A 16,143-nucleotide genomic window follows, 5' to 3' on the forward strand; every position below is an offset into this window, starting at 1 on the left:
AAAACCTTTTATTTGTTTAAAGCCTAAAGTTTAAGGCTATACAACCTTAAACTTTAGGACTAAAAAACTATTCCTCTAATCTGATGTCTAATCCAAGACCTTTCAATTCGTGCATCAATACGTTGAACGATTCTGGTAATCCTGGTTCTGGCATAGTTTCACCCTTAACGATTGCTTCGTAAGTTTTCGCTCTACCGATAACGTCATCCGATTTAACAGTCAAAATTTCTCTAAGCGTGCTTGATGCACCATAAGCTTCAAGAGCCCAAACCTCCATCTCTCCGAAACGCTGACCTCCAAATTGAGCTTTACCTCCAAGTGGCTGTTGCGTGATCAATGAGTATGGTCCGATAGAACGTGCGTGCATCTTATCGTCAACCATATGTCCTAGTTTCAACATATAGATAACTCCAACGGTTGCAGGCTGGTGGAAACGCTCTCCAGTTCCTCCATCATAAAGATAGGTATGTCCGAATCTTGGAATTCCGGCTTCGTCAGTCAATTCATTAATTTGGTCAAGTGAAGCACCGTCAAAGATTGGCGTAGCGAATTTTCTACCCAAGTTTTGTCCAGCCCATCCAAGAACCGTTTCATAAATCTGACCGATGTTCATACGTGAAGGTACCCCAAGCGGGTTCAACACGATATCAACAGGTGTTCCGTCTTCTAAGAAAGGCATATCTTCGTGACGAACGATTCTAGCAACAATACCTTTGTTACCGTGACGTCCTGCCATCTTATCTCCTACTTTCAACTTACGTTTCTTAGCGATATATACTTTCGCTAGTTTCAAGATTCCAGCTGGAAGTTCATCTCCAACAGTAATCGTGAATTTTTCTCTACGCAAAGCACCTTGTAAATCGTTCAGCTTAATTTTGTAGTTGTGGATTAGATCGTTCACCATTTTATTGGTTTCATCATCTGCAACCCACTGACCTTTGCTTAAGTGAGCGAAGTCTTCAACAGCGTTTAACATTTTTTGAGTGTATTTTTTACCTTTTGGCAATACTTCTTCACCCAAATCATTCATAACTCCTTGCGAAGTTTTTCCGTTTACGATGTTGAAAAGCTTGTCAACCAATTTGTCTTTTAATTCTACAAATTTGGTTTCGAACTCCATTTCAAGGGCAGCCAAATCGTCTTTGTCTTTGCCTCTCTTGCGCTTATCTTTTACCGCTCTCGCGAATAATTTTTTATCTAAAACCACACCATGCAATGAAGGAGAAGCTTTCAATGAAGCATCTTTCACGTCACCTGCTTTATCACCGAAGATTGCTCTTAACAATTTTTCTTCAGGAGTAGGATCTGATTCTCCTTTTGGAGTGATTTTCCCGATCAAGATGTCGCCAGGTTTTACTTCGGCTCCAATTCTGATCATACCATTTTCATCTAAATCTTTGGTAGCTTCTTCAGAAACGTTTGGAATATCATTCGTTAATTCTTCGTTACCTAATTTAGTATCTCTAACCTCTAATGAATAGTCATCAACGTGGATAGACGTAAAAATGTCATCACGAACCACTTTTTCAGAGATTACGATTGCATCCTCGAAGTTGTACCCTTTCCAAGGCATGAACGCTACTTTAAGGTTTCTACCTAAAGCAAGCTCTCCGTTTTGAGTTGCATAACCTTCTGAAAGTACTTGTCCTTTAACAACTCTGTCCCCTTTTCTTACGATTGGTTTTAAGTTGATAGACGTACTTTGGTTGGTTTTTCTAAATTTGATCAAATTATAAGTCTTGTCATCAGAGTCAAAACTTACCATTCTTTCTTCTTCAGATCTGTCATATTTAATAGTGATGATATTAGCATCAACATACTCAACAACTCCAGGACCTTCAGCATTGATCAATACTCTAGAATCAGACGCTACTTGTCTTTCAAGACCTGTTCCAACAATTGGAGCTTCTGGTCTCAACAAAGGTACCGCCTGACGCATCATGTTCGATCCCATCAACGCACGGTTCGCATCATCATGTTCCAAGAAAGGAATCAAAGATGCAGAAATCGAAGCGATCTGGTTTGGAGCAACGTCAGTATAATGAACAACAGTTGGGTCAACAACTGGGAAGTCACCTTCTTCACGGGCAATTACTTTATCAGCAGTAATTTGTCCATTATTGTCCATTTCGATATTTGCTTGGGCAATCATCTTGCCTTCTTCTTCTTCAGCGCTTAAGTAAACTGGCGTAGATTCTAAATCCACTTTTCCGTTAGTTACTTTACGGTAAGGTGTCTCGATGAATCCCATTCCGTTTACTTTAGCATACACTCCAAGAGATGAAATCAAACCAATGTTTGGTCCCTCTGGTGTTTCAATCGGGCATAAACGTCCGTAGTGCGTATAGTGAACGTCACGTACCTCGAAACCAGCTCTTTCTCTCGAAAGACCTCCAGGTCCAAGGGCAGACAATCTTCTTTTGTGCGTGATCTCAGCTAATGGATTCGTTTGGTCCATGAATTGAGATAACTGGTTCGTTCCAAAGAAAGAGTTGATAACTGACGATAATGTTTTAGCATTAATCAAGTCAATTGGTGTAAACACCTCGTTATCTCTAACGTTCATTCTCTCACGAATGGTTCTTGCCATACGAGCCAAACCAACACCGAATTGAGCAGAAAGTTGTTCACCAACTGTTCTAACACGACGGTTTGACAAGTGATCGATATCATCAATCTCTGCTTTAGAGTTGATCAATTCGATTAAGTATTTAACAATAGTAATGATATCTTCTTTGGTCAAGACTTGCTTTTCCATTGGGATATCCAAACCAAGTTTTTTGTTCATTCTGTAACGACCTACTTCACCTAAGTTGTAACGTTGGTCAGAGAAGAACAATTTATCGATAATACCACGAGCGGTTTCTTCATCAGGCGGCTCTGCATTACGCAACTGACGGTAGATATGCTCAACGGCTTCTTTTTCAGAGTTCGTCGGGTCTTTTTGAAGCGTATTATGAATGATAGCATAATCACCTTGATTCGCATCTTCTTTGTGCAACAAAATAGTTTTTACGTTCGCATCGATAATTTCTTCAACGTTATCTTTGTCGATAATCGTATCACGGTCAAGGATGATCTCGTTACGCTCGATAGAAACTACCTCGCCAGTATCCTCGTCCACGAAATCTTCGTGCCACGTATTCAAAACACGCGCAGCCAATCTTCTGCCTACGTATTTTTTAAGACCTGTTTTTGAAACTTTGATTTCTTCTGCAAGGTCAAAAATTTCAAGAATATCTTTATCTCTTTCAAAACCAATTGCTCTAAATAGAGTTGTAACTGGTAATTTTTTCTTTCTATCGATATACGCATACATTACGCTGTTGATATCGGTAGCAAATTCTATCCAAGAACCTTTGAAAGGAATTACTCTGGCAGAATATAATTTGGTTCCATTTGCGTGGAATGATTGTCCAAAGAAAACACCTGGTGATCTGTGCAATTGCGAAACAACAACACGTTCAGCACCATTGATAACAAATGTACCACTTGGCGTCATATAAGGAATTGTACCAAGATAAACATCTTGAACAATCGTTTCAAAATCTTCGTGCTCTGGATCTGTACAGTATAATTTTAGCCTAGCTTTTAAGGGAACACTATATGTAAGTCCTCTTTCTATACATTCTTGAATTGTATAACGTGGTGGATCAACAAAGTAATCTAGGAATTCCAACACAAATTGATTTCTTGTATCTGTGATTGGAAAATTTTCCATGAAGGTGTTATAAAGTCCTTCGTTGCCTCTTTCGTCAGATTTGGTTTCCAATTGGAAAAAATCCTTAAAAGATTTAACCTGAATATCCAAGAAATCTGGGTAGTCAGGAATATTTTTTGTTGAGGCAAAATTCAATCTTTCAGTCTGATTTGTTATCATCAATGGACAAAATTTTGATTAAAAAAAAGTGATTTTTTGTGTGTAAACACTAAGTAATCCTTACTTTCTTTTATAATCGGTACATCTTTAAAAATAAACCAAGTTGGAGTTTATTTCTTTCTTCGTACGGATTAAAAGCTTTTCGTATTCAACTCAATGACTAATAAAACCGGATATAATTTTATTATACGAAAAATGGTTTAGGCCATTGAGCATCAACTCAAGACCTAAACCTAGTTCTTAAAACCGAGTAAACTTATTTAAGTTCAACTACAGCTCCAGCTTCTTCTAAAGATTTTTTAAGACCTTCTGCTTCGTCTTTAGAAACACCTTCTTTAACGTTTGCAGGAGCACCGTCAACTAAGTCTTTTGCTTCTTTAAGACCTAAACCTGTAAGTTCTTTTACAGCTTTAACTACAGCTAATTTAGAAGCACCAGCATCTTTCAATACTACAGTGAATTCTGTTTGCTCTTCAGCAGCTGCGCCAGCATCACCACCACCAGAAACTACAACAGCAGCTGCAGCTGGTTCGATACCATACTCGTCTTTTAATATTGTTGCTAAATCGTTAACTTCTTTTACAGTTAAGTTAACTAATTGTTCTGCGAATTGTTTCAAATCTGCCATTTTTTCTATCGTTTAAATGATTTTGTAAAATATAATTTATTTGTGCGTACTGATTAAGATTCAGCTCCTTCTTCGTTTGCGAATTGGTTCTTAAGAGCAGAAATAACTCTTTGAGCCGGAGACTGAAGTAATCCGATGATTTCTCCAATAACTTCTTCCTTAGATTTAAGTGAAGCAAGAGAATCTAAAAGGTTATCTCCAATGTAGATTTCACTGTTGATATAAGCCCCTTTAAAAACTGGTTTATCAGATTTTTTACGGAATTCTTTGATAATTTTTGCAGGAGCGTTCGCCACGTCTGCAATGAATATAGAAGTGTTTCCTTTCAAAACTTCTGGTAGTTCACCGTAGTTGTTTTCAGAAGCTTCCATTGCTTTTGTAAGCAACGTGTTCTTAACAACTTCTAATTTGATACCAGCTTTGAAGCAAGCTCTTCTTAAGCTTGAAGTAGTTTCTGCATTTAGTCCAGAAATATCTGCTACATAAACAATATTTGTACCAGCTAACTGTGCAGTTAAATCTTCAATCGCGATTGATTTTTCTTCTCTAGTCATACTAAAAATTTTTAACTACCAATTATACAGCTTTAGGATCTAAAGCTATAGCAGGGCTCATTGTTGATGAGATGTGGATACTTTTAATATAAGTACCTTTCGCTGCAGTTGGTTTCATTTTGATTAATGTTTGAATAATTTCATGCGCATTTTCGGTAATCATGTCAGCTCCAAATGAAACTCTTCCGATTCCTGCATGAACGATACCAGTCTTATCAACTTTAAAGTCGATTTTACCAGCTTTTACTTCTTGAACTGCTTTCGCAACATCCATAGTAACTGTTCCTGTTTTAGGGTTTGGCATAAGACCTCTTGGTCCTAAGATTCTTCCTAATGGACCTAATTTACCCATAACAGCTGGCATAGTGATGATAACATCAACATCTGTCCAACCATCTTTGATTTTTTGTAAATAGTCATCCAATCCAACGTGGTCAGCACCAGCTGCTTTAGCTTCAGCTTCCTTATCTGGAGTAACCAATGCCAAAACTCTAACGTCTTTACCAGTTCCGTGAGGCAATGTTACTACACCTCTTACCATTTGATTTGCTTTTCTTGGATCTACACCCAATTTAACAGCGATATCAACAGACTCATCAAATTTTGCAGAAGCAACAGTCTTGATTAATGCAGAAGCATCTTTCAAAGAATATAGCTTGTTTTTTTCAATTTTAGATGCAGCCTCTTTTTGTTTTTTTGTCAATTTTGCCATGTCTTTTCTTAATTAGAAGGAGCGTCTCCAGTTACAGTTATACCCATAGATCTAGCTGTTCCAGCAATCATGCTCATAGCAGACTCAATTGTGAATGCATTCAAATCAGCCATCTTGTCTTCAGCGATAGCTCTAATCTGATCCATAGTAACTTTCGCTACTTTTTTACGATTAGGCTCTCCAGAACCAGATTTCAATTTTGCAGCTTCTAATAGTTGAATAGCAGCAGGTGGTGTTTTTACAACGAAGTCGAAAGACTTATCTTTGTATACAGTAATTTGTACTGGTAACACTTTGCCAGGTTTATCTTGTGTTCTAGCATTGAACTGCTTACAGAACTCCATGATATTAACACCAGCAGCACCCAGAGCAGGTCCAACCGGTGGCGACGGGTTCGCAGCACCTCCCTTAACTTGTAGTTTAACTACTTTACTAATCTCTTTAGCCATTGTTTAAAAAATTTAACGCATCTTCATTGGAAGCGATAGATACGGTTCTATTATATGTGTAACAAAAAATTATACTTTTTCAACTTGCATAAAGCTTAACTCTAATGGTGTTTTTCTTCCGAAAATTTTCACCATTACTTCAAGCTTACGCTTCTCTTCGTTGATTTTCTCAACAGTTCCATTGAAACCATTGAAAGGTCCATCAACCACTTTAATTGTCTCGCCAATAGTGAAAGGAATAGAATGATTGTCTGTTTTCACAGCAAGCTCATCTACTTTTCCTAACATTCTATTTACTTCCGACTGTCTTAAAGGCACAGGATCTCCTCCTTTTACTTCACCTAGAAAACCGATAACGCTAGTTATAGACTTAATAATATGAGGTATTTCGCCAACAAGATTAGCCTCAATCATTACATAACCAGGAAAATAGACTTTGTCTTTGCTGATCTTTTTCCCATCCCTTACTTGCACTACTTTTTCAGTAGGCACAAGTACTTGAGAAATATAATCTGCCATTCCCAATCTGTTGATCTCAGTTTCGATATAAGCTTTGACTTTATTTTCTTGTCCGCTTACCGCTCTGACCACATACCATTTTTTCACATTATTATCCGCCATCTCAAAAATTAACCTTTTATCAAATTAAAGAAACCAGCTAATGCTTTTGCGAAAACAACGTCTACTCCCCATGTTGCCAAGGCGAATATTACAGAGAAAACAGCAACTACAATTGTCAAGCGCTGTACTTCTGCCCATTCTGGCCAAGTAACATTATTTTTTAATTCACCGAAAGCTTCGGTTATGTAATTAACAACTTTTGTCATTGTAATTTATTTTTGCACGGGCGGAGGGATTCGAACCCCCATCAACGGTTTTGGAGACCGCTATTCTACCCTTGAACTACGCCCGTTTATTAAAAACCAGCAGCATCCGATAGGCGCTGCTGGTTCTTTAAATATAGTATTCTAATTATTCTACGATTTCAGTCACCTGACCAGCTCCAACCGTTCTACCACCTTCACGGATAGCGAAACGAAGACCTACGTTCATAGCGATTGGGCTTAACAAAGCCACATCAATAGTTAAGTTATCACCTGGCATTACCATCTCTACACCTGCTGGCAAAGAGATAACTCCTGTTACGTCAGTTGTACGTACGTAGAACTGTGGACGGTAGTTATTGTGGAATGGCGTGTGACGACCACCTTCTTCTTTTTTCAAGATATAAACCTCTGCTTTGAATTTAGCGTGTGGTTTTACTGAACCTGGCTTAATAATAACCATACCTCTTTTGATATCAGCTTTATCAATACCTCTTAACAACAAACCTACGTTATCTCCAGCTTCACCTCTGTCAAGGATTTTACGGAACATCTCAACTCCTGTAATTGTAGAAGTCAATTTGTCAGCTCCCATACCGATGATTTCAACAGCATCTCCTGTATTAGCAACTCCAGTTTCGATACGACCTGTAGCAACAGTTCCACGACCTGTAATTGTAAATACGTCCTCAACTGGCATCAAGAATGGTTTAGCAACGTCACGAACTGGCTCTTCGATCCAGTTGTCAACAGCTTCCATCAATTCCATAATTTTAGGAACCCATGTAGCATCTCCGTTCAATCCACCCAAAGCAGAACCTTGGATAACTGGACCGTTATCTCCATCATATTCATAGAAAGACAACAAGTCTCTGATTTCCATTTCAACAAGCTCTAACAACTCAGCATCATCAACCATATCCACTTTGTTCATGAATACAACGATTCTAGGAATACCTACCTGGCGACCTAAAAGGATGTGCTCACGAGTTTGTGGCATTGGTCCGTCTGTAGCAGCTACAACCAAGATAGCACCGTCCATTTGAGCAGCACCAGTAACCATGTTTTTCACGTAATCCGCGTGACCTGGACAGTCAACGTGAGCATAGTGACGGTTAGCTGTTTCATACTCAACGTGAGATGTATTAATTGTAATACCTCTTTCTTTTTCTTCTGGAGCATTATCAATCTGATCGAAAGATTTTGCAGCTGTTTTAGAAAAACCTGCTTCTGCCATTACTTTAGTAATTGCAGCAGTCAATGTAGTTTTTCCGTGATCCACGTGTCCAATTGTACCTATATTTAAGTGCGGTTTGGAACGGTTAAAATTCTCCTTTGCCATTTTACTTAATTTTAATCTTAGTTATATATTAGTGTTCAAATTCTTTCTTACTTGAGCCAATGACGGGATTTGAACCCGTGACCTCTTCCTTACCAAGGAAGCACTCTACCCCTGAGCTACACCGGCAGGGAATCCTGATTAAAGGATTTATGATTTCAGATTTAAGACTTAGATAAATCAAAAATCTTAATTCACAAATCTTTTTTTTGTGGGGAGAGCAGGATTCGAACCTGCGAAGTTTTCACAGCAGATTTACAGTCTGCCCTCGTTGGCCGCTTGAGTATCTCCCCTTAACCATTTTATTGTCAATCTAATAAAGAACTGAGCCGATAGAGGGACTCGAACCCACGACCTGCTGATTACAAATCAGCTGCTCTAGCCAACTGAGCTACACCGGCAAACTCAATAAAAAAAGTCCGCTATTTCTAACGGACTGCAAATGTATATCTTTTTGTTTCTTAATCAAAATATTTTTGAAAAAAAATTATATTATATATGTGTTCTTATCTTTTCTTTTCGTTTCAGCAATACTCTCTCTAAGGCTTCTGACGAAAGCTCAACACCTTCCTCAAATGTTTTACACTGCTTTTTAACAATAAACTCATCTCCAGGAACATGAATTTTCACCTCTACTATCTTATTTTCCTTATCGCTCGTCTTTTCTACCTTCAAAAAAACGTCTGACGAAACCACTCTGTCATAGTACTTTTCCAACTTATCCATTCTGTCTTGAATGAATCCTACAAGTTTTCCGTCAACATTAAAGTTAACTGCATGAACGTTTACCTTCATAATAAAATTTTTATACGGTTGAACATTTTGAATTATTTCCGGTTCCTCGGATGCGCATCTCCGTAAACTTTTTTCAGCTCTGCTAAACTGCTATGCGTATAAATCTGCGTAGATGCCAAACTAGAATGCCCTAATAATTCTTTTACTGAATTTAAATCTGCTCCATTGTTTAACATATGAGTCGCAAAGGTATGTCTTAAGATATGCGGACTCTTTTTTACTTTCTCGGAGACATTACTAAAGTACATATTTATTAGTCGATACACAAGCGAATCATTTAATTTAACGCCTTTTAACGTAAGAAAGAAAAACGACTCATCCTTAACCTCCTTCAAGCTAGCTCTTTCCGAAAAACAAAGCCTAAACTGATCTTGTATTATTGGTAACAACGGAAGGATTCTTTCCTTATTTCTCTTCCCAAGCACCTTCAACACTCCTTTTGAAAGGTCTATGTTTGATACTTTTAGATTAATCAGTTCCGCTCTTCGAATTCCTGTCGTGTAAAACAAATCGATAATAAGCTTGTCACGGACACCTTCGTAACCTTCAGGATACGTTATAACATTCAGCACATTGTCTAATTCCTTTTCAGAAAAAGGAATCTGCAGTTTTTTTGGCGTTTTTAAAGCTTTATGCTTCAGCAGCGGACTCGCATCTACTTGCTTTATTTTTAAAAGAAATTTATAGAATGACTTTAGCGAAGAAATTTTTCGGTTTACAGAAGTATTTGAAATTCCAGCATCGACTAATGAAACAATCCAGCTTCTGATCTGGCTATAATTTACTTCGTTTAACTCATCTTGGTCAAAATTCTGTTTTAGGAAAAATTCAAAATCAGACAAGTCGTTACAATAAGCCGTAACGGTATGAAGCGAATAGTTTTTCTCTTTCTGAAGATAATCCTTGAATGATTCTTTGGTAGTAAGCATAAAAAAACCGTTAGCATCAAAGGTATTAAACTTTCATGACTAACGGTTTTGTATCCTGAAGAAAATTAATTCTTAATTTTCTAATTGATCTCTTAGGTTTTGGATATAACCAGCTTTTTGAATTTGGGCTCTCTTGATTACAGATGGCTTAATAAAAGCTTGACGTGCTCTTAATTGACGAACTGTTCCAGTTTTATCAAATTTTCTCTTATAGCGCTTTAATGCTCTATCGATATTTTCTCCGTCTTTAATTGGTATAATTAACATAATATGACACCTCCTCTCGTTAAGGGTGCAAACTTATAAAATTATTACGAATTATGAATCACGAATTACAAATTATTTTACAGCAGGTTTATAATTCTGCTTGTCAATTATCATTTTTGACAAAATTTCTTTCAAAATTTCTGAAGTTCCACCTCCAATTGGCCCTAAACGGCTGTCTCTGAACAAACGTGCCAAAGGATATTCTTCCATGTAACCATACCCTCCTAGCATTTGCAGACAGCTATAAATTGTTTCGTCGGCTACTTTTGTAGATTTCAATTTTGCCATTGTAGCTTCTTTAACTACATATTCTTTCTGATTTAGTCGTGCAACTGCTGCATAATTAAACAGCTTGCAGTGCTCCACATCGGTTGCATGCTCTACAATAGTATGTCGTAAAGCCTGAAATTTATCTATTGTTTTTCCAAACGCTTCACGTTCTGACATATATCCGATAGTGTATTCAATTGCATACTCTGCTCTAGCGTGAGCATTTATTGCCATGATTAGTCGTTCTAGCGCAAAATGCTGCATAATATAAGGGAAGCCTTTTCCTTCTTCGCCCATTAAATTTTCTTCAGGGATTTCAACATTGTCGAATGCAATTTCGGCAGTATCAGAAGCTCTCCATCCTAATTTATCTAATTTTGTAGCCGCTATTCCTTTCAGGTTTGCATCCACCAAAAACATACTGATTCCTTTATTACCAGATTCTGGATTTGTTTTGGCTGCAACTACATAATAATCGGCATAAACTCCGTTTGTGATAAAAGTTTTCGAACCATTAATAATGTATTTATTGCCTTGTTTAACCGCTGTCGTACGCATTCCTGCAACATCACTTCCGCCAAAAGGCTCTGTAATACATAAAGCTCCTATTTTGTCTCCCGAAATACTTGGTGCTAAATACTCTTGTTTGATTCTCTCGCTGCCTTCTGCATTTAAATGCGTCATCGCTAAGTAAGCATGTGCCCACATTGCTGCGGCAAAACCAGAAGATTTAATTTTTTGAAGTTCTTCTAAAAAGACTACCGTATAGAATAAATCCAAGCTCATCCCTCCATAGGCTTCAGGATAATTGATTCCGAAGAACCCCATTTCGCCAAATTTTTTCCAAATAAAACGCTCGATTGTTCCTGTTTTTTCCCATTTTTCAATGTGCGGAACTACTTCTTTTTGCAAAAAATCCTGTAAGCTCTTCCTAAATAATTCGTGCTCTTCAGTAAAATATATTGAATTCATATTATAACAAGGGGTATTTTTATATCTTATTTTTTTAGAAATCCAAATATAAGGCAATTGTTTTTTTCTTTTCAACAGAAAAGCTATTATTTTTTATCAAATCCGCAATTTAACAAATCATTTAGTACTTATTTAAACAAAATTCACAATTAGAGTTTCTTATACTGCTTGCATTTCAATTTAGATATTACATTATTCCAATAATTAATACTCTAGATATTTTTCGATTATTTTCACTTTCTCCACAGGGAAGCCTTTTATCTTTATTAAATCTTCACTACTAGAAATCCCTCCATTCATACTTCTATAGGTGACAATCTCTTTACTGATTGGATATCTGAAATAAGGAAATTGGGAAAGTTCTTTTACGGAAGCATCGTTGATTTTTATTTTCTTGACATTTGGAACAACTCCTATCTTAAATTGGGCGTTTAGTTTTTCTATAACTTCAGGCGAAAGTCCCCAGACATCATTCATTTGTTCCATGCTTACAAAGCCTCCCAAAATTTCTTTCTGCTTTAAAATTCTTTCTGACAAGCCAGGCCCGATGCCATATATCTTTATCAAATCTTCCTGTGTCGCTTTATTAATATCGATTAGGATAATCTTTTCATTTTTTACAAATGATTGTTTTTCATAGGAAGTAAAACTGCTTTTTTTATTTTTAACCCAATCGGGAAATTTAAAATAAGGCGCAATTGCATTTAGCAACGAGTCTGAAACTTTTGTCACTGCTTGGAATTCCTCGGCCGAATTGACATATTTATTGCCTTCTCGGAATTTCAAAAGCCTGTCTATTTCAACTGTAGACATCCCTAATTTGTAGCCTTTAAAATCGGTTATGAAATTCGGGTTGAAAGGATAAATTTTGGGCTTGAAATCAATCTTGGCCTTTTTCATCTTGTCAATTTCTGGCTGTAGCGAAAGCCATTCTTGTTTTTCGACAGAATTATCTTCTTCGATTTCTACATCGATACAATAATAGGCTAACTGTATTCCTGCGATAATAAGGATCAGTATAAAAATGCCGGTACGTTGTTGGGAATCAAACTTGAAGAATGAATTGGTTGGCATGGAATAAAAATTTTAAGTGGCGGAGAGATAACATAATGGAATATAGGATTACAAATCAAAGACGGAACTTCGCTTCGTATAGACTAGATCTTTTAATCTGACGAGAAAGGCAAGCGTCAGGTACACACCAAACCAGAGACCGACAGTAAAAAAAGAAATATAGATGAAAAACAAACGTACGCTCGATGCTCTCATCCCCAAGCGGTCAGCTAAACGGGACGAAACTTCAAAGCCGTGCTTTTCAAAAAAGTGCCTGATGTTGGTTATAAATGACATACTAAAAAAGTCAAAATTCAAATTTAAGAATTTCTGATTTCAACAGCTAATAAATTTTAACTTTTCATCAGCTCTAGACCAATAGCGCATTCGAGGCAACGTTTCTTATTGCAATATTCGTTCTTGAGTTGCAATAAGGACTGTGTTTCATAAGCGTTCTTAGCCGTTATTCTAAAGCTATGAAATTTATCAATGATGCTATTTTTCTCGGCAGGAATGTCTGCAAGCAATCGTATCATCTGTTCCGAAACGTCATTTCCCTGAGAACTGGCATAAGCAAACTTCAACGGGACAACCGTATTGATAAGCAAAAGGTCGATAAAAGAATTCGTGAGTTTCTTTTTCTTTTTAGGGCTTCGCTTGTCAAACTGATAATGATTATCCCAATAGTCTGAAGCGGCAATATTGAATATGTCATAGAACTCCAAGAGCGTTTCCGCTTTCATCATATCTGAAAATAAATTTTGTCTCGAATGATACAGATTTGCCAACTGAGAAAGCCTTATTGTCGGAAAATTATCAGGACGATGCTTAAAAAACTGCATCGGCTCGACATAGACTTTTTTCAAGTCGTGCTTTTGCAAAAGATATTCCCAGCGTTCTTTCAGTTCTGTAAAGTAAAAATCTTCGCATTCTTTCATAAACAGGCCTGCCCTGCCATAGAACATAGCTTCGAGATTCTGGACATCGAAACTTTCTTTTCTGATTTTATGAAACGGAATAGAATTGGCAATTTTGAAAAAAATCTCTCCATTTGTATTCAATCCGAAATTTTTAGCCAGCAAGCAAAACAGTACAGCCTCCCAATCCTTTATAGTTGCTGAAAATAGTTTCTCAATAGGCTGATATTTCTTTTCAAGCCTTTCAAAAAACAGACGCTCCAGCCAATTTTTAAAGACAAAATTATCAATAGAGTCAATCTCATTCTCACAAAAAATCCATGTCTTTGATGCAATAAGAGATTGATAATTTTCAAGCACTTTCTTAGAAACGTATTCCTTGAGTTCCAAAACCGCAATCTCGGTATTGTCTTTTCGGAAAACTTCGGTATCATGTTCCCAGACTACATGCAGAATGACATTTTCATAATTGGGATCGGTTTCGTGGTGATGGACATACCAATCGGAAGACTTGAGATGTATTTCTATATTTCCGGCCCATTTCTGAGTGCCAATTACAATCTGAGCATTAAAGAAATCAGGCCCGGCTTTTTGAAGGTACTGTCCGGAATTAATAATCAGGAGTTTTTCACCTTGTGTAGTATGCAGTTTTGTAAAATCAAAGTTTTTAAACTGCCAGATATAATGCAGAAAATCTTCTTTCATTTTGTATGGATTTTAAAAAATTCTAGGCGTTTATCATTCAAAAGATTAACTAATGTAGCAAAATTTATTTAACAAACAAACATATATTTGCTATTCTAACTATCATAATCACCATGAGATACTACATTTTATTGCTCTTTGCTTTTTTTACAATTGCTTCTACAGCCCAAAAGAATAACAAGGCTTATAAAATAAGCTACTCCAGATCCTCCAACGGAAAAACAATCGAAGGCCAAGATCCAATTTTAGTTTTTTCTGATTCGAAGGAAACGATTATCACTTCAGAAAATAATATTATGGGCAAAGCAGATTTTCCATTTGAAGAAACTTTTATTGCTCAAGATTCAAATGCTATAGTCCAGTCAGCACAACTTTCAGCTTCAAAAAAAATAGTTACGATTGACAGCTTATCTTTAGGAAAACAGACATTTGAAATCAGCAATGAAACAAAGACCATTTTAGGCTACAAATGCAAGAAGGCAAAAACAATCGTAAATTCAAACACCATCGAACTATGGTATACCAATGACCTAAACGTAAAAGGCGCCCCATCAGTTTTAGGCCAAAAATTAGGTTTGGTATTAGAGATGGTCCGCAACAACAATTATGTAATTACCACTACCAAAATCGAAAAGATCAAAGCGATTCCTGCTAACTTATCGGCTTTAAAAACAAAATTCACGGCTATTGACTTGCTAACGTTTAGAGACTTGTTATGGAAAAGCCGATTTACGACTATCCCTGTTTTTGAAAATGAAGTCATTAATTTTTCGGAAGAGTCAAAATCAAACGACAGTATTTTTCGATTCGCCAACGGAACCATCATCCTAAAGAAGATTAAATTTCCAGAAATCAAACCTGGAAGCCAAGTATTTGTTGACCTGAAAGAACAGTCAAATGGTGATGCGTATGATAGGACAGGTTCGGTTTTCGCAATTCCAGCAAAAGAGAAATTCTCTTTCCTGAACGGATTGCAAGAAGGAGCCAAAACGCTTCCTATTTATGAAAATGGAAACGGAAAGCAGTATCAAGGTGTCGTAAAAACAGGCAATTATCTTCCGCTATTGGAATTGATGCGTTTTTTCACACCTTTCGGCATAAAACAATACGGACACATTCAGTTGAAAGATAAAACTTGGCATGAAAGCGTTCCGTATCGTCAAGATATTTCCGAGCTGCAATCAGCGTTGAGCAATCAAGAAATATATGTAGGTGCTTTTATCGGGACCTACGACAAAGGAGGCCATAAAATAAGCTTGAATATCACAATCCACAGCGAAGAAAAGCAAAATCCAAAAAACACTTTCTTACTGCCGCTTTTCAACACGACTAATATCATGGAAATGGCAGGCCAAGAATATGCTACGATGTTCAATAACGAGAAAGGAATCGAAGTTAGCTTTACTTTGGAGAAAGACATAAAAAACGCAAAGCTTCGCTACATTACGACCGGACATGGCGGCTGGGAAAACGGTGATGAATTTGTCCCAAAGAAAAACACGATTCTTTTAGATGGCAATGAAGCTTTCAGTTTTGTGCCTTGGCGAATGGATTGTGGTTCTTACCGTCTTTTTAATCCGGCTTCAGGTAATTTTGGAAACGGATTGTCATCATCAGACTACAGCCGTTCGAATTGGTGCCCTGGAACGGTAACCAATCCTAACTTAATCGACTTAGGGGATTTGAAAGCAGGAAAGCATACAATTCAGGTGAAAATACCGCAAGGAGAAAATGAAGGCGGAAGCTTTAGTTCTTGGAATGTTTCTGGCGTTTTGATTGGAGAATAATTTAGTTGATATAACTAAAAAAGCCTAGCAATGTGCTAGGCTTTTTTTATATGATAGGATTG

16 protein-coding genes and 4 tRNA genes are annotated in these 16,143 nt (G+C 37.0%); 1 reads left to right on the top strand and 19 read right to left on the bottom strand.

The features are described from left to right. Window positions 1–67 precede the first annotated feature (67 nt). From rpoB to OLM56_RS00225, 19 genes are all read right to left on the bottom strand, one after another. Window positions 68–3,880 (bottom strand): DNA-directed RNA polymerase subunit beta, encoded by a 3,813-nt coding sequence (gene rpoB / locus OLM56_RS00135; protein ID WP_121375056.1) that lies wholly within the window; start codon window positions 3,878–3,880, stop codon window positions 68–70. Between the two features lie 256 nt (window positions 3,881–4,136). Next, complete coding sequence (gene rplL, locus OLM56_RS00140; protein ID WP_121375057.1) at window positions 4,137–4,508, bottom strand: 50S ribosomal protein L7/L12; 372 nt, start codon at window positions 4,506–4,508, stop codon at window positions 4,137–4,139. 53 nt (window positions 4,509–4,561) lie between these two features. Beyond that, complete coding sequence (gene rplJ / locus OLM56_RS00145) at window positions 4,562–5,062, bottom strand: 50S ribosomal protein L10 (RefSeq protein WP_182492643.1); 501 nt, start codon at window positions 5,060–5,062, stop codon at window positions 4,562–4,564. A gap of 22 nt (window positions 5,063–5,084) precedes the next feature. After that, window positions 5,085–5,774, bottom strand: a complete 690-nt coding sequence (gene rplA, locus OLM56_RS00150; protein ID WP_121375059.1) for a 50S ribosomal protein L1 — start codon at window positions 5,772–5,774, stop codon at window positions 5,085–5,087. 8 nt (window positions 5,775–5,782) lie between these two features. After that, a complete protein-coding gene (gene rplK / locus OLM56_RS00155) occupies window positions 5,783–6,223 on the bottom strand; it encodes a 50S ribosomal protein L11 (protein ID WP_056069304.1) in 441 nt (146 codons plus the stop codon). A 69-nt stretch (window positions 6,224–6,292) separates the two neighbouring features. Next, window positions 6,293–6,844: a transcription termination/antitermination protein NusG gene (gene nusG / locus OLM56_RS00160; protein ID WP_121375060.1), complete on the bottom strand. Its 552-nt coding sequence runs from the start codon at window positions 6,842–6,844 to the stop codon at window positions 6,293–6,295. 8 nt (window positions 6,845–6,852) lie between these two features. After that, window positions 6,853–7,050: a preprotein translocase subunit SecE gene (secE, locus tag OLM56_RS00165; RefSeq protein ID WP_056069298.1), complete on the bottom strand. Its 198-nt coding sequence runs from the start codon at window positions 7,048–7,050 to the stop codon at window positions 6,853–6,855. Window positions 7,051–7,065: 15 nt separating this feature from the next. Then, window positions 7,066–7,136 (bottom strand) — tRNA-Trp (locus OLM56_RS00170). Window positions 7,137–7,195: 59 nt separating this feature from the next. Continuing rightward, window positions 7,196–8,389, bottom strand: coding sequence for an elongation factor Tu (tuf, locus tag OLM56_RS00175; RefSeq protein WP_121375061.1), 1,194 nt, complete (start codon window positions 8,387–8,389; stop codon window positions 7,196–7,198). A gap of 54 nt (window positions 8,390–8,443) precedes the next feature. Next, a tRNA-Thr gene (locus tag OLM56_RS00180) sits at window positions 8,444–8,515 on the bottom strand. 83 nt (window positions 8,516–8,598) lie between these two features. After that, window positions 8,599–8,679: transfer RNA gene (locus tag OLM56_RS00185), tRNA-Tyr, on the bottom strand. Between the two features lie 34 nt (window positions 8,680–8,713). Next, window positions 8,714–8,787: transfer RNA gene (locus tag OLM56_RS00190), tRNA-Thr, on the bottom strand. Window positions 8,788–8,878: 91 nt separating this feature from the next. Further along, window positions 8,879–9,181 carry a ribosome hibernation-promoting factor, HPF/YfiA family gene (hpf, locus tag OLM56_RS00195; protein ID WP_121375062.1) on the bottom strand — a complete coding sequence of 101 codons (303 nt, stop codon included), beginning with the start codon at window positions 9,179–9,181 and terminating at the stop codon, window positions 8,879–8,881. 32 nt (window positions 9,182–9,213) lie between these two features. Further along, the gene (locus OLM56_RS00200) at window positions 9,214–10,110 is read right to left on the bottom strand and encodes a tyrosine-type recombinase/integrase (RefSeq protein ID WP_264527913.1); all 897 of its coding nucleotides are present in this window, start codon (window positions 10,108–10,110) and stop codon (window positions 9,214–9,216) included. A gap of 72 nt (window positions 10,111–10,182) precedes the next feature. Beyond that, entirely contained in the window at window positions 10,183–10,377 is a 195-nt protein-coding gene (rpsU, locus tag OLM56_RS00205; protein WP_121375064.1) for a 30S ribosomal protein S21, read from the bottom strand. A gap of 72 nt (window positions 10,378–10,449) precedes the next feature. Further along, the gene (locus OLM56_RS00210; RefSeq protein ID WP_182492645.1) at window positions 10,450–11,619 is read right to left on the bottom strand and encodes an acyl-CoA dehydrogenase family protein; all 1,170 of its coding nucleotides are present in this window, start codon (window positions 11,617–11,619) and stop codon (window positions 10,450–10,452) included. Window positions 11,620–11,823: 204 nt separating this feature from the next. Then, window positions 11,824–12,693 carry a ComEA family DNA-binding protein gene (locus OLM56_RS00215; protein WP_264527914.1) on the bottom strand — a complete coding sequence of 290 codons (870 nt, stop codon included), beginning with the start codon at window positions 12,691–12,693 and terminating at the stop codon, window positions 11,824–11,826. Window positions 12,694–12,741: 48 nt separating this feature from the next. Then, a complete protein-coding gene (locus tag OLM56_RS00220; RefSeq protein WP_056071361.1) occupies window positions 12,742–12,969 on the bottom strand; it encodes a hypothetical protein in 228 nt (75 codons plus the stop codon). 56 nt (window positions 12,970–13,025) lie between these two features. Further along, on the bottom strand, window positions 13,026–14,294 hold the full coding sequence (locus OLM56_RS00225; protein ID WP_264527915.1) for a DUF2851 family protein: 1,269 nt from the start codon (window positions 14,292–14,294) through the stop codon (window positions 13,026–13,028). 113 nt (window positions 14,295–14,407) lie between these two features. Between OLM56_RS00225 and OLM56_RS00230 the strand changes: the two genes are divergently transcribed. Next, window positions 14,408–16,081 carry a PNGase F N-terminal domain-containing protein gene (locus tag OLM56_RS00230; protein ID WP_264527916.1) on the top strand — a complete coding sequence of 558 codons (1,674 nt, stop codon included), beginning with the start codon at window positions 14,408–14,410 and terminating at the stop codon, window positions 16,079–16,081. Window positions 16,082–16,143 lie beyond the last annotated feature (62 nt).

Origin of the sequence: Flavobacterium sp. N2550, assembly GCF_025947265.1 — a bacterium.
GTDB lineage: Bacteria > Bacteroidota > Bacteroidia > Flavobacteriales > Flavobacteriaceae > Flavobacterium > Flavobacterium endophyticum.